The 22165-nt window shown below is 42.4% G+C and carries 21 protein-coding genes; 3 read left to right on the top strand and 18 right to left on the bottom strand.

Translation table 11 applies throughout. From position 1 onward, the window contains the following. Positions 1 to 24 precede the first annotated feature (24 nt). The 5 genes from trxB to P855_RS0101245 form a co-directional block, all read right to left on the bottom strand. Positions 25 to 981, bottom strand: coding sequence for a thioredoxin-disulfide reductase (gene trxB, locus P855_RS0101270; RefSeq protein WP_028781893.1), 957 nt, complete (start codon positions 979 to 981; stop codon positions 25 to 27). Between the two features lie 446 nt (positions 982 to 1427). Further along, complete coding sequence (locus P855_RS21655) at positions 1428 to 1583, bottom strand: DUF1540 domain-containing protein (protein ID WP_084315597.1); 156 nt, start codon at positions 1581 to 1583, stop codon at positions 1428 to 1430. Between the two features lie 117 nt (positions 1584 to 1700). Further along, positions 1701 to 2354, bottom strand: coding sequence for a YhcN/YlaJ family sporulation lipoprotein (locus tag P855_RS0101260; RefSeq protein ID WP_028781892.1), 654 nt, complete (start codon positions 2352 to 2354; stop codon positions 1701 to 1703). A gap of 214 nt (positions 2355 to 2568) precedes the next feature. Next, positions 2569 to 3069: a hypothetical protein gene (locus P855_RS0101250; protein ID WP_028781891.1), complete on the bottom strand. Its 501-nt coding sequence runs from the start codon at positions 3067 to 3069 to the stop codon at positions 2569 to 2571. A 103-nt stretch (positions 3070 to 3172) separates the two neighbouring features. Beyond that, positions 3173 to 3355: a hypothetical protein gene (locus P855_RS0101245; RefSeq protein ID WP_028781890.1), complete on the bottom strand. Its 183-nt coding sequence runs from the start codon at positions 3353 to 3355 to the stop codon at positions 3173 to 3175. 155 nt (positions 3356 to 3510) lie between these two features. Here P855_RS0101245 and P855_RS0101240 point away from each other — a divergent pair, with 155 nt between their 5' ends. Then, positions 3511 to 3744: a YhdB family protein gene (locus P855_RS0101240; RefSeq protein ID WP_028781889.1), complete on the top strand. Its 234-nt coding sequence runs from the start codon at positions 3511 to 3513 to the stop codon at positions 3742 to 3744. 57 nt (positions 3745 to 3801) lie between these two features. Here P855_RS0101240 and P855_RS0101235 read toward each other — a convergent pair whose 3' ends face one another. Both P855_RS0101235 and P855_RS0101230 read right to left on the bottom strand, forming a co-directional pair. Further along, a complete protein-coding gene (locus P855_RS0101235; protein WP_028781888.1) occupies positions 3802 to 4527 on the bottom strand; it encodes an SDR family oxidoreductase in 726 nt (241 codons plus the stop codon). Positions 4528 to 4544: 17 nt separating this feature from the next. Continuing rightward, positions 4545 to 6107 carry a bifunctional GNAT family N-acetyltransferase/carbon-nitrogen hydrolase family protein gene (locus P855_RS0101230; protein WP_028781887.1) on the bottom strand — a complete coding sequence of 521 codons (1563 nt, stop codon included), beginning with the start codon at positions 6105 to 6107 and terminating at the stop codon, positions 4545 to 4547. Between the two features lie 200 nt (positions 6108 to 6307). On the opposite strand from P855_RS0101230, the gene P855_RS0101225 reads away from it, so the two are divergent. Further along, positions 6308 to 6532, top strand: coding sequence for a DUF3892 domain-containing protein (locus P855_RS0101225; protein ID WP_028781886.1), 225 nt, complete (start codon positions 6308 to 6310; stop codon positions 6530 to 6532). A gap of 32 nt (positions 6533 to 6564) precedes the next feature. Here the strand turns inward: P855_RS0101225 and P855_RS20205 are convergent, their stop codons facing one another. The 7 genes from P855_RS20205 to P855_RS0101190 form a co-directional block, all read right to left on the bottom strand. Then, positions 6565 to 7296: an ABC transporter ATP-binding protein gene (locus P855_RS20205; protein WP_051353032.1), complete on the bottom strand. Its 732-nt coding sequence runs from the start codon at positions 7294 to 7296 to the stop codon at positions 6565 to 6567. Next, positions 7293 to 8351: an ABC transporter permease gene (locus tag P855_RS0101215; RefSeq protein ID WP_028781885.1), complete on the bottom strand. Its 1059-nt coding sequence runs from the start codon at positions 8349 to 8351 to the stop codon at positions 7293 to 7295. Before P855_RS0101215 ends, P855_RS20205 begins: the two co-directional genes overlap by 4 nt. After that, positions 8335 to 9528 carry an ABC transporter permease gene (locus P855_RS0101210; RefSeq protein WP_028781884.1) on the bottom strand — a complete coding sequence of 398 codons (1194 nt, stop codon included), beginning with the start codon at positions 9526 to 9528 and terminating at the stop codon, positions 8335 to 8337. The genes P855_RS0101215 and P855_RS0101210 overlap by 17 nt, the downstream gene beginning before the upstream one ends. Before the next feature lie 47 nt (positions 9529 to 9575). Beyond that, positions 9576 to 11207, bottom strand: coding sequence for a DUF6583 family protein (locus P855_RS0101205; RefSeq protein ID WP_028781883.1), 1632 nt, complete (start codon positions 11205 to 11207; stop codon positions 9576 to 9578). Between the two features lie 232 nt (positions 11208 to 11439). Beyond that, positions 11440 to 12603: an anti-sigma factor domain-containing protein gene (locus P855_RS0101200; protein ID WP_028781882.1), complete on the bottom strand. Its 1164-nt coding sequence runs from the start codon at positions 12601 to 12603 to the stop codon at positions 11440 to 11442. Then, positions 12600 to 13340: an RNA polymerase sigma factor SigI gene (gene sigI, locus P855_RS0101195; protein WP_028781881.1), complete on the bottom strand. Its 741-nt coding sequence runs from the start codon at positions 13338 to 13340 to the stop codon at positions 12600 to 12602. Before sigI ends, P855_RS0101200 begins: the two co-directional genes overlap by 4 nt. Before the next feature lie 318 nt (positions 13341 to 13658). Further along, a complete protein-coding gene (locus P855_RS0101190) occupies positions 13659 to 14447 on the bottom strand; it encodes a PRC-barrel domain-containing protein (RefSeq protein ID WP_028781880.1) in 789 nt (262 codons plus the stop codon). Between the two features lie 165 nt (positions 14448 to 14612). Between P855_RS0101190 and P855_RS0101185 the strand changes: the two genes are divergently transcribed. Continuing rightward, the gene (locus P855_RS0101185) at positions 14613 to 15224 is read left to right on the top strand and encodes a flavodoxin family protein (RefSeq protein WP_235062624.1); all 612 of its coding nucleotides are present in this window, start codon (positions 14613 to 14615) and stop codon (positions 15222 to 15224) included. A 756-nt stretch (positions 15225 to 15980) separates the two neighbouring features. On the opposite strand, the gene P855_RS0101175 is transcribed toward P855_RS0101185, so the two are convergent. The 4 genes from P855_RS0101175 to P855_RS0101160 form a co-directional block, all read right to left on the bottom strand. After that, on the bottom strand, positions 15981 to 16790 hold the full coding sequence (locus tag P855_RS0101175; RefSeq protein WP_028781877.1) for a S1C family serine protease: 810 nt from the start codon (positions 16788 to 16790) through the stop codon (positions 15981 to 15983). A 33-nt stretch (positions 16791 to 16823) separates the two neighbouring features. Beyond that, a complete protein-coding gene (locus tag P855_RS0101170) occupies positions 16824 to 18851 on the bottom strand; it encodes an ABC transporter ATP-binding protein (RefSeq protein WP_028781876.1) in 2028 nt (675 codons plus the stop codon). Beyond that, complete coding sequence (locus P855_RS0101165) at positions 18851 to 20599, bottom strand: ABC transporter ATP-binding protein (RefSeq protein WP_028781875.1); 1749 nt, start codon at positions 20597 to 20599, stop codon at positions 18851 to 18853. Before P855_RS0101165 ends, P855_RS0101170 begins: the two co-directional genes overlap by 1 nt. Positions 20600 to 21131: 532 nt before the next feature. Then, the gene (locus P855_RS0101160) at positions 21132 to 22151 is read right to left on the bottom strand and encodes a TIGR00341 family protein (RefSeq protein ID WP_028781874.1); all 1020 of its coding nucleotides are present in this window, start codon (positions 22149 to 22151) and stop codon (positions 21132 to 21134) included. Positions 22152 to 22165 lie beyond the last annotated feature (14 nt).

Raw genomic sequence — 22165 nt, 5'->3', positions numbered from 1 at the left:
ATTGATTCTGCACGCTTTTGGTTATTACGAAGATAAGTTTTGACTCCAGTCGATCGTCACTTCACCTTCCAGATACTTCTCGGCATCCATGGCTGCCATACAGCCTGTTCCTGCGGCCGTAATTGCCTGGCGATATTTATTGTCCTGGACATCGCCACAAGCGAATAGGCCAGGGATATTGGTATTTGTTGTACCAGGAGTCACCTGGATATATCCGTTTTCATCTGTATCGACTTGTCCCTTGAGAAATTTCGTATTTGGGTTATGGCCAATGGCAATGAAAATCCCATCTGCTTCAATAATTTCCTCTTCACCAGAATCATTATCCTTCACTTTAAGACCGGAAACTTTCATCCCATCAGAAAGTACTTCAACTGGCGTTTTATTAAGAGTCCAAGTAATTTTATCGTTGTTCTTCGCACGGTCCTGCATGATTTTTGAAGCTCGCAGTTCGTGACGACGGTGGACGATGTTAACTTCACTTGCAAATTTGGTCAGGAAGTTGGACTCTTCCATCGCGGAATCACCGCCACCGACAATCAATACTTTTTTATCCCGGAAAAAGAATCCATCACAGGTTGCACAAGTGCTGACCCCTTTCCCCATGTTTTCTTTCTCTCCCGGAATGCCAAGCAGCTTGGCTGAAGCGCCTGTAGAAACAATCAGGGCATCTGCTTCGAGCTCTCCAAGACCATCTACGGAGACCTTGAAAGGCCGGTTTGATGTATCGACCTCTGTCACCCAGCCCCGTTCAAATGTCGCACCGAAACGCTGGGCCTGTTTTTTCATATTATCCATAAGTTCGGGTCCCATGATGCCATCTGGAAATCCTGGATAGTTTTCTACTTCTGTCGTCAATGTCAATTGTCCACCTGGTTCCGGGCCTTCGATGACAAGTGGTTCCATGTTTGCTCTCGCTAAATAGACAGCGGCCGTCAACCCCGCCGGCCCTGTTCCTAAAATGATCGCTTTATGAGCCATTTTTGTTATTCCTCCTAACAGTTCATTCGTTATATGATAGTATACCCAAATGATGTAACCTTTTGCTTATGAAGCATAATTCCTTCCATTATACCTATTAACCAAGCTGGGAATTTTCCAAACATGGTCTCGAAAAACCCGCAACTTGAAATTTTATTTTGGAAAAAACGTGGACCAAGTCCCCGGTTTACGTGTTTCTTATCCTGATTGCCGGCTGACTAATCTCAACAAATTCGCATACACAGCATTCGGTTCGCACATAAAAGCCGAATAAATCGTCAGTCGTGTTTTATCTCCAGGCAGTTTCAACACATTTGCCCACGCTCAACCTATACTATCTTTTTTTCCATTCGTCCACCTCCACCTTAAATGGTCTTATAAGGTATATGCTTATATATGTAATAGTAAATTTTAAAAACAGCGCCCATCTTGGGGCACTGCTTTATTTAATGGTTCGGTTCAAACGTTTTACAGTCTGTTTCTTTACTGTCTTCTGCCGTACTCCCAGCATGACTCACGACATATATTTCTGATGCGCCACACCGGTTTCCCTCTTTATAATAAACACAGTTATTTACTTCACATAACACATCTTGTGCCATTTTGGTCACCTCCCCTACCCATTATTCTGCACTTTTTTCTGCACAGAATGCGTAGCTGGATAACCTATTATTGGCAAAATATAAACCAGGCTGTTTCTGGCAACAGCCTGGTTGTGATTATTCTGCATCCGGGAAGATACGATCGACCATTTCACCAAATTGACGGAAGAATCCTTCAACTGGTTCTCCTCTATCAACATCATTAGCATAGTTTGTAGTCAAGTCGACAAAGTCAGGGTTTGAAGAGACATACACATTATCGATATCTTCATTTTGGTTTTTGACAATATCGGCGATTTTCTTTTTCATTTCATCACTGACGTCCCCGTCTTCGTTTCTGCCGACGTCCATACCATTATTATCATTGCCATTATCACGTACCCCATTGGCATTATTCATCTGATTCCCTAAATCGTTGTTATTACCGTTCGCAGCATTGTTCATGCCATTTTTATCCCCTTTATCTTTACCATCTATCACTACCGCGACATAAGCGTTATTACGCGTCGTCAATACGTTGGCACGATCGACACCTTCTACTTGATCTGTTATGGTCTTTGCTGCTTGTTCGGCCACTTCATAATTAGTATTACGCTTGTTACCGTTATCGCGATCATCACCGTCAGCCATTTCATCTACATTTCTTTCAAAACCTACATTCTCCGGACCATTAAGATTGTCATCGTTTAATGCTCCTTCTTCCGGATCAGCCTGGCAGGCTACTAAAGCAGTTGTCGCAAGAAAGCTGAGAGCAATTGTTTTTATTCTCATTTTTACACTTCCTCCTTCTTTTGGTTAGCATGTAATCTTTGTCGTAGATTATCCTTCCAAAAAAGAGGAGGTTTATGCACGGAAAGCACATAATTACCAAGAATAAACGATTAAATTTTTTATTAGAAAACTTGGCTTGTCGCCATGAACTTATGGAGAAAACCTTAGTACTTTATACTTCAAAAAAGATGAAGGCAAAAGCCTTCATCTGAGGTTAAGATGTCAGTGCCCACCACATGTTCAGGAAAACCATATATACAGTCAACAATGCATTCAAAAACATAAAAACAGGTGGAACTATTTTATACACACTGGTTATTCTTGTGTAAGCTAAGCGGATGAATACAAGTGATGCGATAAAGAAAATATAATATGTAATAAATAAGATCCAATAATTACTCATCGGTTCACTAAGTCCGATTTCGTAGCCGATTGCAAAGATCACCCATACACTCAAAAAGGAGACATTAGCAATCGAAAGCCATTGTTGTTCTCCTGATAACTGGACTATGCCGAAAATTGCTGCAGCGATTGCCAGAACCCCAATCACTTCAGTAAGGATGACCATTACACGTAAAGCAGTATCTGTCCCGGCTACCGTGAAGGTGAACAGCAAAAAGAGACCGAATGCCGCAATCGTCCATATATTGGACAAAAATAGCTGTTCTTTCCTATCCGTGCCAATTAGTAGTTGTTTTGCTCTTTCCATTTCCATGACTGAACCCCCGCTCCTCTCAACATCATTCAAAAATGATTATACCATATTTTTCTTTATGTAAAGACGGTTGCCCCGGAAGAAAATACCGGAGCACCCATCGTTACTTATTATGAGTCTTTTTGGCTTTGGGACCTTTTTTTGAACGATACTCTTTCCCTTTATTCTGGTCGCCGGAAGTGATTTCTTTCCCGAATTCTTCATTCATCTTCCCACCCGGCAATTTACCTGTTCGTCGCGGTGAACTTTGGTTCTTACTTCCTTTGCTGCCATTATGACTGGTCATAGAAGTGCTCCTTTCAATGGATTACCCTTATTTTCTGTCGATAAACCTGTTTCATTCCGTCAAGTGTTGACATTTTTAGTACCAATCGACAGGAAGACTTAAACGTCCTGCGGACATAATAAAGATAACCCTTCGCTTTAGAAAGGGGCGACAAGATGTATTGCACTGACTATGATAAAGCGTTGTATTTTACGCTCTGGGGTCAATGGGATGACTTGCTGATTTTGATGGTGAGGACGCAGGATCAATTTTTATCCAAAAAAATTGAAGTGTTTCTTCACGCTTTTCATTATCCCTCTACTGAACAGCAAGTGCTTGAGTCTCATGAAAGTTTACTTTCCTATATCGATCATGCCATGGCTACTACAGTTCCGGCTATGATGGTTTAAAAAAAGCAGCCGCTATGGCTGCTTTTCAACTTTTATATTTTTTAAACGGCTAAAAACCTATGGCCTTGGATAGGTTTGCGTTAGTGGATGCAAATGCAGTTCGTCAATCAGCATATGTTTAGGAACACCTGCCATATAAACGATTGATTCAGCGATATTTTCCACCTTCAGCCATTCTTCTTTTTCTGGAAGACCCTGTTTACTGTTGGCAAAATAAGTATCGACCATTCCCGGGTTGATTGTTCCTACCCTTATGCCATATTCACGGACTTCCTGAGCGACTGCGCCCATAAAGCCTTGGACGGCATATTTCGTGGACGTATAAAGCGACCCCGCTTCTGGAATCGTATACCTGGATACATCCGAAGCTACGGTAATAATGGTACCAAATTGATTTTTCTTCATGATTGGAAGCACTGCTTTTGTGGCAAGGAACACCCCTTGGACGTTGATGGCAAATGTTTTATTCCATTCCTCTACCGTGACATCTTCCACTTTTTTGAAAGCCCCGATACCAGCATTATTAATAAGAATATCAACTTTCCCATAGGCCTTTTTCGTAGCTTCAACTACACGTTCCACATCATTTTCTTTGCTTATATCAGCGATAAAGGACTGTACGTTCAAATAACCTTCCTGCTTCAGCTCTTCCGCTGTTTCATGGATGTCCTGAGAACTTCCAAGTATCGCGAGTTTTACATCTTTTTCTGCTAATTGACGAGCGACTTCCTTCCCGATACCACGGGAAGCCCCGGTGATTATTGCAACTTGATTTTTCAACATGTTGACTCTTCCTTTCTTTATGTGCGTTCTGGTTTGACAATGGTGTCCAATTTATAGTCCAATTCAAACAAATCTCTTCTCCGGTCATGCAACTGCCTGACCGTACCTGACTTACGCTGACGTCTTAAGATTTCCAGATCGACATCGCCAACGACCACTGTCTCGACATTAGCGTTACATTCCCCCACAATCCCGTCTCTTGCGAATTCAAAATCAGACGGGGTGAAAATGCCGGACTGGGCATACTGGATGTCCATGTTCTCCACTTGAGTAAGGTTTCCTACCGTACCAGCAATGACAGTGTAAACCTGGTTCTCAACCGCGCGGGCCTGGGCACAATAACGCACCCGTAAGTAACCCTGACGGTCATCGGTACAGAAAGGAACGAAGATAATATTCGCACCCTTATCGACAGCATAGCGGGCAAGCTCTGGAAATTGGATATCATAGCAGATCTGGATCGCGATTTTACCGCAATCGGTATCAAAAACTTTGACAGCATCCCCGGGCTGGATGCCCCACCATTTGCGTTCGTTTGGAGTGACATGGATCTTATATTGTTTTTCTATCGTACCATCTCTGCGGAACAAATAGGAAATATTATAAATATGGTCGTCCTCTTCCACAAAATGAGAGCCCCCGATAACATTGACGTTGTATTTTACTGACAGGTGGGTGAACAGCTCAATATAGTCTTCCGTGAATTCTGATAATCTGCGCACAGCTTTTGAGGGAATTTTTTCTTCCAGAAATGACATAAGCTGTGTCGTGAAAATTTCAGGAAAAACAGCAAAATCTGAGCCGAAGTCGGCCGCGACATCGACATAGTATTCACACTGTCTCGCGAATTCTTCAAACGAATCGATGTTCTTCATCATATATTGAATGACCATGATCCGTACTGGATAGCTTGTCTTGAAATGACGTTTGGTCCTGGCACGGTAATCTACATTATTCCATTCCATCAACGTCGCATACTTCGAGGACTGGGTATCATCCGGAAGGTAGTTCGGATTAATCCGCATAATCGTAAATCCGTTCATTACCTGGAATGTCAGGACCGGATCATAGATATTTTTGTTTAGAACTTCCTCTACATACTCCCTGGGTGTAAGCTCCTGTTCATATTTATGATAGTTGGGGATACGACCGCCGATAATGATACTTTTCAAATTCAATTGGCGCGCCAATTCTTTTCGTGCCTCATAGAGACGCCGGCCGATTTTCATCCCGCGAAAATCCGGATGAACCATCACTTCGATTCCGTATAAATTGTAGCCCTCATCATCATGATTAGTGATGTAGCCTTCATCCGTGATATCGTCCCAGGTATGTTTATCATCATATTCATCAAAATTGACAATCAGGCTGGAACAACTTCCGATGATATCGCCATCATATTCCACAACAAACTGCCCTTCTGGGAAGTGACGCAAATGACTTTCCAGATGCTCGCGCTTCCATGGTTCCATATTAGGGAAACAGACGGCCTGTAATCTTAATATTGCATCAATATCTTTATCCTGGAGGTTCCTGACCGCCAGTTTTTTCTCAAATTGAGATAAATCAAGTTTAGACATGCAATTTTATCCTTTCCTGGTAAAGGTTTTTGTCATCCTATAGCTTACTGAAAAAAATATTCGCTTGTCTAGTTTTACCCTTTCACAGGTTTATCGTAACCGCTGCTTATATTGGAATAGATGTCGTTTTAAAGTATAGAATTCAATAAACTAATAAAATTATTAAAAAAGTACAAACTATGGGTAAGGAGGCGATCTTAATGGCTGAACAAGTAGTGGCAGTAAGAAAAAATGGTGACGGAGATATCATTGAACTGAAACTGTCTTCCGGCCAGGTTGTCGATTATAAGCAAGCCCAGCAGATGGCTGATAACGGAGAAATCGAGCATGTCAATACTTTCCGCGGCAGAGATGGAGATAAGCATTTACGGAGTGATGCAGACGGTGACCCGACGAACAATCTTGATAATTTACCAATATTTTAACTGAAAAATAGAGCCTGCGCGAGGTCAGGCTCTTATTTATGTACCACGATTTTCTTGCCGGCATGGATGATATTAGCAAGCTCCCTGCTAAATTCGTTTGCTGGCAAATCTTTCAACTCTCTCTTTTCTCCATTAAAAACGATACTTCCGTTATCCATCAATACCAGCCGTTTACTCAACCGCTCCAGCTCATACCAATCGTGACTGATATAAACCAAGGTCATACCGGCATCATTAAGCTTTTTGAGCCAATCGATAATTTCTACTTTAGCAGCCATGTCAATACCCGCAGTCGGCTCATCCAACAGGCAGATCTCCGGTTTGTGCAACAATCCGATGCATAAGTGAAGCTTCCTCTTCCAGCCCCCGGATAAATCATCCGAACGACGATTCATCACCTCATTCAAACGTAATATTCTTATCATCTCATTCATATAGGTATCATCGATCGTTTGAGCACTCAGTTTACGCCAGGCATTGATTTGCGCTTTAACCCTTAATCCTTCGAACAAAGAGATATCCTGAGGGATATAACCGATACGTTTACGGATTGTTTTAATCTGACTGGAATAGGGTTTTTCTTCAAAAAACAGTGCTCCGCAAGTGGGCTTTTCAATCGTTGCCAGCAATTTCAATAAGGTGGTTTTCCCAGCGCCATTGGGGCCGGTAATACCCACCGATTCCCCTGCCTTAATATCCAATGAAAGGTCATGAAGAATCTGCTTCTGTTTATATCGTTTCTTTAGTTGTTCTGTGCGAATCACATGAATCCCTCCATCCAATTTTGATTGAACAACCAGCCGTGCGGAAGCCATGCGCCAACCCTTAAACCATCAAGGGTTTCTAGAGGAATTCCCCCCAAGAGAAACGAGGCAAGAATAATACCCGCACTGATACTAAAATATACCTGCGGGCTTCTCAGTATCAGGACCATGAGAAACAAAATTGCATGAACCAGGGTCAGGATGACTGTGAATTGCAGCATCCACGGAGTAAGAATTCCCCATTCAACTTGAAAAACACGAACTAACAGCCCGAATACAAAACAAGTGACACTAATCAATAGAACGAGCTGGATCAGGAATGCGGCTCCATAATAATAATATACGTGACCGGTGCTCAATTTTATCCGTTCCAATACACCCGATCTTTTATCTTTGAACCATTGGTTATAGAAGTAAGCAGCCATCCCCATTACATATACAAGCAAAAAGGAAATCACCCCTTGCAGAGATAATGGCAGGGCAGCATCACCCTCTGTATTTACTCCCATTTTCCACTTGAATTCCATTTGGAAAAGCGGGGCAGGCATCCAGTGACTATCTGCCAGCTTATACGTTTTTTCCCAGGATTCATTCCCTTGCCGGGCAGCAACAAATTGGGCAGCTTTACTATTGAGTAACAGCCTTACCGCTTCTGAGGCAATTTTTTCTTTGGCAAAAGCATCAAGCGTTGATGAGTTTGACCGGATCCAGCTGATGATTTCATCTGTTTCTCCAGTTTTTAGCTGTTCCTCAAAACCAGCTTTGATAAGGAACGCAGCTTCTACTTCCCCTGTTTGTACTTGCTGTCTGGCTTCTTCCTTGTTAAGAGTCTTTATATGAAGACGGTCATTTTCCTGTAGTCGATGATAGACAAGTTGCGAAAATTCAGAGTTATCGTCATCGACCCATGCGATAGGAACCTGTGACCCCGATACAGCGACAGAGAGAAAAGGATAAAGTCCCATTATTATCACCAAGGGGAATAAAAATAGAAACAGCAGGCTTTTCCAGCTTAGCAGCATCCGGATGAATTGCAGTCTAAGCTGTGTAACCATGATGTTTCTCCACCTTCCGATTGATTAATTCGCCTGCTAGCGCCAACGCCAGACCGCAGCCAGCCGGAACTAACAGAAAGCCTAAGGATGGCTGCTGCCATCCTTGATAAATATGGGTCCAGGGTAAGACCACAGAAATGTCGCTAAGCCACTGAGGGAGGTAGCTGACAGGAATTAAAATACCGCTTGCCAGCAGGAACGGGAGCGACACTAACACGTACCATAACGACGCATGTCCTTTTCTGTTGTATAAGGAAAGGAAAAAGGCTGCCAATGCAGCTTGAAGAAATGCATGGGCCAGCAGCAGCAAATGAAATCCTTCATCTTGATAAGTCTCCGGTTCATACATACCATATGCTAAAAAGAAAATTTCGTTGGCAATAAACAAGAAAAGCGTGTACAAGGCAATCTGTGTAATATGGATGTGACTTCTTCCCAGATTCATGCTGCGGAGACGATCACGGACACCTCCATGTAAAATCGACTGCCTGGCAGCGATGAACAAACTTAAACCCAGCCACGAACCGAGCATCCAAATAGCCAGGATCCCATGCTTTTCCCAGCCAATGTAAGCTCCACGTTCCACAGTATCCGTCTTGAATAAATCATTTCTATCAAGTGCCTCCAGAGTGAATGTAACGATCACCTGCTGTAATAACCGCTGGCGCTCTCCAGAATGCTCCATAGGCTCGATAACAGAATCATATACTGCGTTTACTCCACTTTGCGCGGCAGATATGTAGCTCGCTGCACTGTCCAGTAATAACCTTAGGACGCCTGATTCCAGCGGCTGCTGGTCATTCAGCCATACTTCGATTGGGGTATTGGTTCCGTTTCGCAAATCCGCGGTGAACTCTGCTGGAATGATGACAGCAGCTGTTCCTTTTCCGGATTCCACCCCCTGCTCAGCTTCATTCCTGTCTGCTTTTTCAAACTCAAGCTGTTGTGCCAGTGTTTCATCATCTTGCAGCTGATTGATCAATGACTTCGTTTCAAAAGTCTGATCCTGGTCGACGATCAGGACAACAATATTTTTATTATTATCTTCCACGAATCCACTCATGGCATAGCCAAGGAAACCAAGCAATAAAAAGGGGCCAATTAAACAAACAATAAGGAGGAACGGCCGTCTGACAGCCGCTCTAATTTCCAGTAATAGCAGCGAGATGCTTTGCACGACCGATCCTCCTATCTTTTCCTATAACCTGCCAATACGGTACAATTTTAAAAGGCTCCCAGTCCTCCAAAGCTTCCAAACATATTTTGATAATAGCTCTGAAGATTCATTTGGACTTCCCTCATTATTTCCTCCATTTCCTGTGGGGAAGTTTCCATGACATTCACTGTTTCGCTATCATCAAGAGAAGGAAATTGCAGGTCATCTGTGAATGCAGTATCTGTATCGATATGGAATTCCACCCTCCCACTTACCGGTCCCATCATTGGATCCTGCATAGCGAAGTCGATGCCCAGATCCATCTTTTGATTCGCTGCAGACCCATCTACTTCTGTCTCTGTATTGAAATAACCACCTAATTCAGGAACAGGGCCACCTGCGAACATTGCCCCTTCCATCCTGACATCGAACGTCATCTCTGTTGTATTATCCTTTATCACAGAAGAAAGATCGGCTCCGATCGTTGAAGGTCCTCCTGCTTCTTTCATAGTAAGAGAAATAGTGTGATCGAATTGAAGTTCTTCCCCACTTTTATTTCCTTTTTCCTTCAATGTGAACGTCACAGTATCTTCTTCCGTAGCAGGTACAAAATTCATTTCCATGGTAGAAGTGTACGTATCATCATTTTCCTCGGAGTAACTGGTATGGATAGCAACTGCTGCTGTCTCAGCTGCTTCTGCATGACCGACTGTGAAATTGACATCCCGATAAACGACCACATCTCCATCAATATAAGCTTCCAGCTTGAATCCATCAGGGAGCTTTAAGTTTTCAACTTCTTTTTTCAATTCCTCGACTGAAGCTTTGCCATCTTCAACATTGCCAGCAGCCATATTCATGTTCATCTGTGCCTCTACTATATCCCAGATACGATCATCATTCTTCAATTTATCAAGCATGACTTTTAAGATTTCTTTCGTTTCGTCTTCCGACAGGGTAAGTGTTATCTTATCAAACTTACCGTCTTCATAAGCTATACCATTTTCCATCTTGAACTGTTCTTTATCTAACTCTTTAATTAAAGCAGTTACATAATCTTTTGCAATTTCATCCATTTCATCCCGTGTCAGTGTTGCAGACTGGTAGTCAGCCAGATTTGGCAGTACTTCCATACCAGCAGCTTCTTCCCCGTATTTCCGTAGAAATTCACCAAATTGATCATTAGGCAACGTGAAATAGCTTTCATATAGAAACGGTACTTTTAACGCGGCATCAGTTTCATTTTGATAAAATTCTGCATTTCCCAGACTTTGTCCCTGTAATAACAGATCAAAGGCCAGGAACGTTTCCTTTGTGCCAGGATCCATCCTCTGCTCTGTCTCGATTTTCGAGGAGGAGACCATTCCTTTGATCATCGGAAGCATGGCACCCAGCGATTGCGCACCATCTTCGAGGTTAAAATCAGCAGTTATGGTCGAGTTACTACGGAAGGCCTTCTCCATCATCTTCTCTTCCAATTGTTCCATCTGTTCGGATTGGCTCTCCAGGAAAGTCATCTGTTTTTCTAATGTATTCTGCTCAGCTGTCAAATAACGTGTCATCGGGTCTTTGTCCTTCAGCATCCCGAAAGCTGTCGCACCGATACCAGCTACGATTATTACCGTTAAAACAATAAACACCCAGCTTTTCATAGCGCCCTTCCCCTTACCTTCACCATTTTTTCTTTGGTTATCCTTCATCGTTCTCCCCCTGATTCCGTTCATAATTTTTGTCACTATAGTCTTACGGACTCACCTGCTGAAAGTTTCAGAAAAATGCTAGATTTTACAAAAAAAGATTTCAGTACGTAAGTATACTATTTTCCAAGAAAAATAGATATATGTATTTGCTTGTCCTATATAATATTTATTCTGAAAGCCTGCTATACATGCAAAAAACCGTGAGACTCGAAGAGCGCTCACGGCTGATAACTCATTTTTTATTTTCTTTTTTTTGCCCGGGCGGCTTTTTGGAGCTTTTATCTTTGTTTTTTTGACCTTTGTTTTTGGCTTTCTTATTTGTTTTATCAGAAGGATGATCGTTTTTATTTTTATCTGCACGCGAAGGAGAATAGTCCTTCTCCTTCTTTTTATGACCAGGTGTTTGCTGTATTCTCTCTTTCACCTTGTCCGGAGGACCATTCCCTTTCGACGGGCTTACTTTTTTATTGGATGAGTTTTTATCCAGCCCTTTCCCCTTGCCTGGTTGTTCACTTCTCTTCTTAACAGGAGTTTCTATTTCCTTCTGTTTTTTCAGCCCAGGAGGTGCTGGATCTGTTACTTTTTCAATTTTAGAAGCTTTATTTTTGGTTTTATTGTTTTCTTTCGTCTCTACTGGTTTGTTGTCTTGCTCATTGTTATAAAAAGATTGGATAACGTCCTTGTCTTCCCCGTCAAGCTGTACTTGGTCAGATGGTGTTCCGGGGCTGGCCGAACTGGAATCAGACAATGTTTCAGCCATATACTGATTAACAGATTGTTTGCTTTTTTTCGCTTTTTCTCTGATCAGATTTGGAACGACGAATGCTGCTACGGTCAAAGCTGTTGCGTGATTACTCACATACGATTCAATTTCTTCGGTAAAATCACTTGCAGCATCATCTTTCAGATAACTGACGCCGACCAATACACTATCAAGATCATTCATCATACCTTTTTGTTCACTGAATTCAATAATTTGCAGAATTACATCGCCTGCAGCTTGATGCTTCCAATCTGATAGGTCATCGAGAAGCTCTCTGGCATCTTCATTATGGGGGGTTATATCCAGTACTTCCCGGTCCTCATTGATTTTCATTTCAATGCTTGGATTGATATCGACATTGACATAAGCATAGGCCTGATTACTGTCAAACCACGAATAAAGCGGGAATAAAGCTATCAGTAATGCTGTTACCATGGCAATGATTCTTAATTGAGCCTGCTGCCTTTTCCACTGGAAAAACACCGCTAAGCCAGTTTTCTCCGGAAGTAATTCAAAACTGGTTTCCATTCCAATTTCCACATCGTTCAGTGGTTTTGCTTTATGAAGGGTACCGAATTCAGTAAGTACGATGGTATAGCCACGGTGGTGTTCCATGACAATCCCTTTTCTCACAACCCCACCCCCTTAATATAGTCTTTGAGGTACACATATTCTTCACTCAAGATGATAACCATGGCTAAAATGAACTTACGATTCCGTTCCAGCGTTTTTTTACTGACGTCCACACGGTCGACGAGATCCTTGATCGGCAGTCTGCCTTTTTTCAATACTTTTTCTCTCAATGCCTCATCTTCATATATCAGCCTCGCTACCCGTATTGCTGACTCACGGGCATCACGATGCTGGGGAGACACATCAGTAAGTTCCTTGAAAGAAAGCTTGTACTGCTTCAGTTTAATTTGGAAATCCTTGATTTCTTCCCGTCTGTACCATGATTCTGTCTGACGTTCATACTGCTCTTTAGCCGCTGTGATTTCAGATGGGTTCTCCATCTGTTCATCATTTTCATAATCCTCATCGAGGGATGCAGCCATCAAATGACGCTGTTCGTTCCGGATAAAATCGATCACCTTACGCTTGATGACCAGCCGCGCAAAGGAAAGGAACGAGCTTCCTCGAGCTGAAGAAAAAGAATCGATTGCTTCGTTAAAAGCCATTAAACCGATACTGAATTCATCATCTCTATTTTGGTCAATGTACCGTTTACATACTTCAGAAACATTTTTGGCGATAAAAGGTTGATATTGCTTCAAAAGGTGATTACGAATTTCTTCGTCTCCCGCTTGTGCTAATGTCACTTGCTCATTAAGGGAGGTGTCAGTTTTCTTGTAAAACAGACTCCTGATCAACCTTTACCACCTCCAGCTATTAAGAAATTTCGGGAAAGTTTTTCATTTTATGGGTGTTACCATTAAAAAACTTTTCAATTATGTTACAAATATATTTCAACCAACCTTATTTCTGAAGTATAACCTAACTATATTAAGGGAACCTATGATTTTTTTAATGTTCAACGTGACTATCTTATCGAATAATAGAATCAGTATCTAGCACAGGTTGTTTACATTTTATTAAATGATGATTGCAAAAGATAGTACTTTTCGCATCTGGACAGTTATTAAATAAGAAAAAGGCCCCACCATATGGCAGGACCTTCGAATATTTGGTTATTGCTTCCAATAAGGTTCTTTGCGGTATTTTCTGTAGACCTCTTCCTCCAGCTCTTGAGTGACTTCCTGTTCCTTTTTATAATTCGGACCGTCTTCTATTGTTTCTAATTTCAAATCGATATAGAAATCATTGTCTACCCAATCTACAGATTGCAGCCAGTCTGGTGAGAGCAATACTCTTTCATTTGTTGACCACTCACTGGTATCAACGATGAAATATCTTATTTTCCATGTCGTATCATCAATGATTATATCTTTGATATAACCGATTTTGCCATTATCCCCATGCACTATCCCATGTTGAAACTCACCTTTTATGTTTTCAATACTTCGCAGCTTATGGTTGCTGCCGTGGACGTTATCATTGATTGGCGGCTCTTCTGTACTCACCGGTTCAGCGGCCCTGACCGGCTCCTCCATAGGATCAAGGGGCGTAAGATATCCTCCCCAGAGAAACTCTCCACTCCAATATTGTTTCCACCCAAAGGTATCCGATAATTCAACTTCTTTATCATAGGAAAATTCCTGTTTCTCCTCGAGGGTTGCATTATCCCGGATATCCTCTTTCTTATCCTTAACGTGAACGACTTGTTCTTCTGTGTTTACCATCTCCACTCCAGATGGAGAAACTACCACTTTTTTTCCTGGCAGCCACTTTCTTGTGTCAGCAACTAAATAGCGAATCGTCCATTTATTATCATCGAAATATAAATCTTTCACCTTCCCCAGCTCTCCATCCACAGCCTGGATATTATAGTTTTCTAACGTGCTTGCAAGGTATAGCATGTTTGATCACTCCTTTAGTCAGACTACCTGTTTACAAGTCATTTCCCGTAACAGGAAAAGGTAAAACAAGAAGCTGGTAAGTTATCCGCTTTGGTTTATTTGACTTAAAGAACAGGTATAAACAAAGTAGGAAGGCTGACGAAAGGAGGTAAAAAGTTGAAAGCTGTGCTTTTGAATACAACATTAAAACGAGGAACAGATGCAAGTGAAACAGAACAGCTGCTTCATGAGGCAACCAAAATATTACGAAAAGAGCAGATTGATACCAATCGAATTCACTTACGAGATTTTCATATTTCCTTTGGGATAACTGATCGTTTAGACGGCGATGATGATTGGCCGTTCATATTCGATAAAATTAAAGAAGCTGACATTGTAATTATCGGAACCCCTATTTCCATGGGGGAAAAAAGCAGTATCGCCAGTTTAATATTGGAACGTCTTCAAGGTTATCAAGAGTTAAAAAACAAAAAGGGGCAATCCCTTTTTTATAATAAAGTCGGGGGAGTGGTAGTAGCTGGCGCTAAAGAGGACGGAGGCCGCACTGCTGCCCAGTCAATATTCTACCAGCTCTCTATGATAGGATTTACTATCCCTCCTCATGCCCACGCGACGTATGAAGGGAGAATAGATGCCCGCCAAGAGGAAGCGGTAGATATATCAAGAGATGGTAAAGCACTGAATAATATTGAAAGAATGACGTATAATTTGATTCATTTTGCTGAACTCTTCAAATTTCATCCCATTCCTACCCTTGGAAACGTCCTGGATTCGTAATTTTATTTCTTCTTTCCTTTCAAAGAAAAGGTGTCCTCTGACTGATAGATGTAATTAAGTCGAGTATAAAGCCACAAAGGTTTTATACTCGATTTTTTTGATGGCGTAGTATGAATAATTTCAGAAGATGAAGTACTTATTCAACAAAAGGGCCGGATTATGGAAGACTCAGTTTCAAAGTAATTCGGGTTCGTTACCGAGACAGGGGAAAGGGTGGCTGGGAAACGATTCGCTTTCCTGTGGGGGAGGCTGGCAAGCCTCCTCGGTCGTTTCACGACCTGTGGGGTCTCGCCTAGCCCCTTCTCCCACGGGAGGGAGTCTCACCGTTTCCCCGCCACCTTATCCATATTTTGACGAACGAACCCTACGTTGTAAGAAAATATCTTCCACATTTTCTGCATGAAAAGGCCTAGTGATTCAGGAAATAAGCCCTCTTTGTAACTGTTATAATGTTGATTCTGCTTGCAGGTGTTTCCGTTTTTCTCATAAACGTAAGGAGGGCCGGGAAATTGCGAAACTCCAATGGGAAAATAGTACATGGTGAGATCCCGCAAGGCGAAGCCTGAGGAAGCTCACCGTACGCCCATGGAAAGCGAGTGATTTCCCGGCCCTCCAAACGCCCATCACCATAACGGAAACAGTTTCTCTCGAAACTGAGTCTTCATTTAAAGGTAGCTTTAATCTAAAAGCCCTCAGAGCGATTAGCTCTGAGGGCTTTTAAAGATTACCGGTGTATAAGTGAAGTCTCAGGAAAAACTAAGGATACTTATTATGGAAATAATCAATCGGAATGGCAAGGCCGACTTTTCCATGCTCCTCATGCTTTAATGTAGCAAACACCACGCCAATCACTTCGCTCTCCTCATTGATAACCGGACTGCCGCTGTTTCCTTTATAAATAGGCGCATCCAGCATCATGACCGGCTGATCCCAACCTTCAAGCGTAGTGTAGCCGATGATCGTCCCCTGATTGGCAATTCCTGTGAATTTCAATGGGTTCCCTATAAAATAAAAGTGTTCTTCCGATTCAAACGTCGTCTTTTCAGCCAGGTTCAAATGGGGGAGGGATTTTCCTTCCACCTTAAGGACAGCCAGGTCGACTTCAGGATAAGCCGCTTTTACTTCTGCATGAAACAAACCTTCCTCCCGAAAAGCGACCGAAATCCGTTTCTCGTCTTCAATCACATGATGATTCGTGATGATCGTTCCATCAGCTGTGACCGCAAAACCGGTCCCTTTGCTTTGGCCCGCTTTTACGACTACAACTGCTTCTTGATACTCATCAATAACAGGATTGGCAGACAGTTTAGCAGAAGTAACCAGAAAGTCGATAGCGGCTATTGAATAAGTCTGAGGTATGACTGCAGCTAAATTCAACACCATTACGATAGCGACAAGCCAAAATGCCCACTTCGGAAAAGGGCGTTTTGGCTCTTTCTTTTCTTCCTGGGCATGAGCAATCGCCTTTCTCCTTTCCTCCTGGACCAGCTCATACATTTCCTCATCATCAATTTCTTCATATAAGTCTTCATCAATGATATCCTGTTTTTGCTCATCATTTTCCATGAAAAAGCCACCTCATTAACAAAATCAGCGTGCTTACATAGCGGTCGCTTTCAGTTTACCCTGCTGCATTTGATACATTTGATAATAAAGACCTTTTTCAGTTATCAATTGCGCATGGGTCCCTTTCTCTTCCATTGTACCATGATGAAGTACAAAAATTTGATCTGCTTGCTGAATCGTAGACAAGCGGTGGGCGATCACCAATGTTGTCCTTCCTTGCTTAAGCACTTGAAGGGCATCCTGGATGAGCTTTTCTGTTTCAGTATCGATATTAGAAGTCGCTTCATCCAAAATAAGAATTGCAGGGTCGAAGGCAAGTGCCCTCGCAAAAGAAATCAACTGCCTTTCTCCCATGGAAAGAGAACTTCCCTTCTCCTTGACTGGTTCATCGTATTGGTTCGGCAGTTTCTCAACAAAACGGTCGGCTCCTACCGCTTTCAATGCATCAATCGCCATTTCCCGGGAAATATTGGGGTCATTCATCGTAACATTCGACAAAATCGTTCCGGTGAAAATGAATGGATCCTGAAGGACGATCCCCATATGACTGCGCACCTGCTGTCTGGACCACTGTTTCGTGTCTTGCCCATCAATAGTGATTCTGCCTTTTTGCGGGTCGTAAAACCGAAAAAGCAGATTCATGATGGAGCTCTTCCCGGAACCTGTATGCCCTACAAAGGCAGCTGTCTGGCCAGCTCTCACTTCAAAATCAATATCCTTAAGGATATAATCATCTTTTTCATATGCAAAAGAAACATGGTCAAACCGTACATTCCCCTGATAACGAGGGACTTTTGCTACTCCAACGTTTTCGCCATCTTCTTCCATCAACTCAAACACCCGGCCTGCCGATACCCGCGCTTGTTCCAATTGCGGCAGTTGATTTACCAGATCATTGACAGGCTGGAACAGACGTGTCAGGTAATCGACAAAGGCATAAAGCACTCCCACAGTTATCACTCCCTCAGCCCCCATCGACTGGGAACCGAAATACCAGATAAATGCCACAAAAGCGAAGTTTCGTAATACATTGACAAGATTATGGGAGGTCAAAGCACTTAAACGGATTAACTTCTGCTGATAAGTGAAATGTTTACGATTCAATGCTTCAAATTCTTCCAAGGTCTGCTTTTGCTTTCGGAAAGCCTGTATTATGGACATTCCGTGTATCGCCTCATTTATATTCCCGTTCATATCGCTTACAGTAGCACGGACTACCTTGTTATATTTGCCTCCGTAATATTTGTACACGCGCATCCATACCGCTATAATCGGCAGTAGCAGCAAACAAAGAATTGCCAGTTTGATATCGAGTAAAATCAGGGCAATATAGATACCACTCATATAAACGATACTCGTAACAAAGGTAGCCAATACCCTGACATAAAGCTCACGTATCGCTTCGGTATCATTGGTCACCCTGGCAACCACTTTTCCTGCTGGCTGATTGATGAAATAATTAATCGGCAATCGCTGTATGTGTCCAAACACATCTTCCCTCATCTGCTGAATGATCCGATTGGAAGTCTTTTGTAATAAAAATGTGTTAACAAACTGAAAAACAGCTGCCACCAAAAGCAATCCAATATACAAACCTAACAGCCTGTATATCGCCGGGCGCTCTGGAGCGAAAAAACTATATAACTCCTGTAATGACAGTTTTTCTGCGTTTGCCGATACTTCACCTTCAGGCGTATCGATTATCAGCGTATCGCCTCTGATTTGCCTTCTTCCTGATGTCGGTACCTCCTGAGTGACAAAATAGTAGCTCGCACCTACCTGCAGTACTGTCGCCCTGTCACCTGTTTCATCACTGCTATCCAACCGGTCTTCCCGTTTATAAAAACCCCCCTGGTAGAAAACAGTATATTCATCCTTATTCTCCACCTGGTACCATGTCGCTTCGATGCCGACGACATGGTTATCGATGAGACGTTTTGCGATGAAAGGTCCGGTCAATTCCAGCGCTACCGCAATGACCAGGCATAGCAGGCCAATCATAATAGGCTTGCGGAACTTCCAGGCATATTGCAATAATTGTTTTTCGGTTGAGCGTTTCATTACGATACCGCCCCCTTCTCATCTAATTGCTGCATCTCAAACTGGGTTTGATACCAGCCGTCAGTCTCCATCAACTGATCGTGTGTCCCTTCTTCGACAATCCTGCCCTCTTCCAACACGATGATATGATCAGCGTGTGTAACAGCTGACAGCCTGTGCGCAGCAATCATAGTCGTTTTTCCTGTTCGTTCCTGCCTCAAATGCTGGATGATGTTCGCTTCTGTTTTTCCATCGACCGCTGACATGGCATCGTCTAAAATCAATACCTCCGGATCCATAATGAATGCTCTGGCAATCGCTACACGCTGCTTTTGCCCGCCTGATAACGTGACACCGCTTTCTCCGACCTTTGTATCCAGCCCTTCGGAAAGGTTTTTGATATCATCGATAAAATGAGCGAGCTCCATGACCCGGAAGATTTCTTCATCACTGGCATTCTCTTTACCAAACTGGATATTTTCCCTTACTGTTTTTGAAAATAAAACCTGCTCCTGGGGTACATATCCGATCCAGGATCGTGTCTTTTCAAGCGCAAAATTGGAGATGGGGATACCTGAAATCGTCAAAGACCCTTGCATACCCGGGTACTCTCTGAGCAGTTGCCGGAATAACGTGGTTTTACCTGCCCCTGTTTTTCCTACGACACCGATGGTCTGACCGCGTTCTATTTTCAATTCAATTTTCTGCAGCCTGGGTAAATCGGTGTCAGGATAAGTGAAGGTTACACCTTCAAAAAAGATGGTCCCTGGCTTTTTCAAACTTGCCGGATGTTTCGGATCTTCCACATCTGCTTTATAATCCAGCGTTTCATTGACGCGGTCCAAAGAAGCATTTCCTCGCTGCATGACATTGATCAGCTCACCTACTGCAAACATCGGCCAGATCAACATACCGAGGTAGACGTTGAAGGACACTAACTCCCCGAGCGTCATTACATTTTGAAATACAAGAGAGGTCCCATATCCGAGTCCGATCGTATAAGAAATACCCACTAATATGGTGATTGTCGGCTCAAACATAGCATCTACTTTAGCAACTTCGACATTCTTGTGGTAGACATCCTCTGTCATGGTTTTGAATCGTTTTTCATCCTGCTTTTCCTGGACAAAGGCTCGGATTACTCTTACTCCTTTGACTGATTCAAGGACATCATCATTCATATCGCCAAAGGCTTTCTGTGCTTCCGTGAAACGTTCATGGATAACTTTACCGTATCGATTCATGACGAATGCCATAATCGGCAGTGGCAATAGAGCAGCCAAGGTCAGCTTCCAGCTGATAGTGAATCCCATGACCGCAATCAGCAGCATCATGAAAATCGTGGAATCAACTAAGGTTAAAATTCCAAATCCAGCTGTCATATTCAACGCCTTTAAATCATTAGTGGACCTTGCCATCAAATCACCGGTCCGAAATTTGCCGAAAAAACCTGGTGTCATTTTCAAAAAATGATTCATCAATTTGGAGCGCATGGTCTGCTCCATCATGATTGCCCCGCCAAATAAGGTGTAATCCCATAGAAATGAAATCGTATAACTGGCTATGATCACACCGCCATAAATCAGTAGAATTTCCATGAGACGGTCGGAGGTAAGGGCGTTGAACTGAATGTCATCGATTGCCATCCCAACTAATTTGGGGGGGATGATATCTACTATACTTGCAATGATTAAGGCAATAATTGCAAAGGTATATCGTTTCCAATGTAATTTAAAAAACCATCCTAATTTACTGAAAACACCAAACATAATCTACTCACTTCCCTTCTGCAATTCTTACTATCCACTGTCTTTCCAATCTTCAAGTACTTGCTTCAAACGCTTACAAATTTCCATCGTTACTCCTCCTCCAAAAGTTTATATTTATATCAAGCAGCCAATAAAGCTGCCTAATAACGACAAAAGGGCATACGCTCGTGACGTATGCCCTTACCTTAATGCATTAGAAAAACCAGACTGATCGCCAGGAGTTATGGCGAAAGCCTAAGTGTTTCTAATACTTTAACGTTAAATTCTTAAAGCACAAAATGACCACGAAGCTATTCGTGGCCTATTTTCCCTATGTTCAAATAAAAACCAGTCCTGCTTTTAATCAGGTATTTTCCGGCCACGTAAAATATGAAATTGTAAATCGAGCGACTTGCACGTTTACTACCTGTTGCTTATTCATTGTCGTGGCCTCCTTTAATCGTAATGATTATATATTATATAGTTTTCAAAATATTAAATCAATACTTTGGTTGGAATTTTTTTGCAAAAAAATTCGCCAGCATTGTCTATTTTAGATTCCTTGTCCAAATAATATTGTCAATGCTAATACTAAAACAAGCAAAACGACAAATACGATTGACAACGGACGTGATACATTCGCTTTCTGTACTTCTTCCCATCTGACAGGACGGATACCAGCAATAGAAAAAATGGTGACGGCTGCTAATAAGATGGAAGAAATATTAAGCATCAGCAGTACGAATGCCCCGAAAGCATTTGTCCAAAGCGCCCCTCCTAGCGAAATCCCAAGCGCAATCGTAGGTGGGAGCAGTGCTACAGCAACCATTACTCCGACGAGGTTACCAGATAAACGATTTAAAAACGCGAGTGCTCCGGCAGCACCTGATGCAATTCCCAGAAATATATCTGCAATTGCTACCTCGGTACGGTCCCAGTACTGATCCGTTTTCAAACCTGCATCAAACATAGACCCCAGTCCGACTGAAATGATGATGATGATCAGAATACCAAAAACCGAAGCCCGGAATGCCTTCCAAAGTCTTTTGTAGTCCCCAAGAATCGAGGTAAAAGCGATGGCAATCACCGGGCCTATCATGGGAGCGATCACCATCGCACCAATGACGACAGCTTCACTATTTTTAATAAAACCGACAGTGGCAACAATCGCAGATAAAAAAATCATCAACGTATAATTGAGAGTGATGTTACTGCTTTTTTCCACATTGCTGATTAGCTCATGACGGCTTGCCCGCAGCAGCAACTCATCATTTTCTTCCTTTTCTTCCTTATCATTACCCTCTGTTTCTTCTTTTTTATTGACAGTATCTTTTGAAAAGTAGGCTCGTACCGGAAATAGCATTGTTTCGAAGTCGTCGACCACACCGGCTACTCCCTCCAGATAATCCAATACATCTTCCACATCTTTCGTGGAAACTAATATCCGGACCAACTTTCGGTACTCAGATTCATTAGAAATCCAAAGCGATTGCGAATCGAACTCCTTCAATTTCTCATAGATCGATTCAAATCGATTATTGGGAATATAAACTTCTACCAACTGCATTTCCATAAGCGTTGTCTCCT

Source organism: Thalassobacillus devorans MSP14, assembly GCF_000496835.1.
GTDB classification, from domain to species: domain Bacteria; phylum Bacillota; class Bacilli; order Bacillales; family Halobacillaceae; genus Thalassobacillus; species Thalassobacillus devorans_B.
Note: the sequence above shows the minus strand (reverse complement) of the source record. Positions and strands in the feature narration are given on the sequence as shown.

Excerpts from the sequence above, each read along its gene's own strand:
- trxB (WP_028781893.1), bottom strand. The coding sequence starts at position 981 with ATGGCTCATAAAGCGATCATTTTAGGAACAGGGCCGGCGGGGTTGACG.
- P855_RS21655 (WP_084315597.1), bottom strand. The coding sequence starts at position 1,583 with ATGGCACAAGATGTGTTATGTGAAGTAAATAACTGTGTTTATTATAAA.
- P855_RS0101260 (WP_028781892.1), bottom strand. The coding sequence starts at position 2,354 with ATGAGAATAAAAACAATTGCTCTCAGCTTTCTTGCGACAACTGCTTTA.
- P855_RS0101250 (WP_028781891.1), bottom strand. The coding sequence starts at position 3,069 with ATGGAAATGGAAAGAGCAAAACAACTACTAATTGGCACGGATAGGAAA.
- P855_RS0101245 (WP_028781890.1), bottom strand. The coding sequence starts at position 3,355 with ATGACCAGTCATAATGGCAGCAAAGGAAGTAAGAACCAAAGTTCACCG.
- P855_RS0101240 (WP_028781889.1), top strand. The coding sequence starts at position 3,511 with ATGTATTGCACTGACTATGATAAAGCGTTGTATTTTACGCTCTGGGGT.
- P855_RS0101235 (WP_028781888.1), bottom strand. The coding sequence starts at position 4,527 with ATGTTGAAAAATCAAGTTGCAATAATCACCGGGGCTTCCCGTGGTATC.
- P855_RS0101230 (WP_028781887.1), bottom strand. The coding sequence starts at position 6,107 with ATGTCTAAACTTGATTTATCTCAATTTGAGAAAAAACTGGCGGTCAGG.
- P855_RS0101225 (WP_028781886.1), top strand. The coding sequence starts at position 6,308 with ATGGCTGAACAAGTAGTGGCAGTAAGAAAAAATGGTGACGGAGATATC.
- P855_RS0101215 (WP_028781885.1), bottom strand. The coding sequence starts at position 8,351 with ATGGTTACACAGCTTAGACTGCAATTCATCCGGATGCTGCTAAGCTGG.
- P855_RS0101205 (WP_028781883.1), bottom strand. The coding sequence starts at position 11,207 with ATGAAGGATAACCAAAGAAAAAATGGTGAAGGTAAGGGGAAGGGCGCT.
- P855_RS0101190 (WP_028781880.1), bottom strand. The coding sequence starts at position 14,447 with ATGCTATACCTTGCAAGCACGTTAGAAAACTATAATATCCAGGCTGTG.
- P855_RS0101175 (WP_028781877.1), bottom strand. The coding sequence starts at position 16,790 with ATGGAAAATGATGAGCAAAAACAGGATATCATTGATGAAGACTTATAT.
- P855_RS0101170 (WP_028781876.1), bottom strand. The coding sequence starts at position 18,851 with ATGAAACGCTCAACCGAAAAACAATTATTGCAATATGCCTGGAAGTTC.
- P855_RS0101165 (WP_028781875.1), bottom strand. The coding sequence starts at position 20,599 with ATGTTTGGTGTTTTCAGTAAATTAGGATGGTTTTTTAAATTACATTGG.
- P855_RS0101160 (WP_028781874.1), bottom strand. The coding sequence starts at position 22,151 with ATGGAAATGCAGTTGGTAGAAGTTTATATTCCCAATAATCGATTTGAA.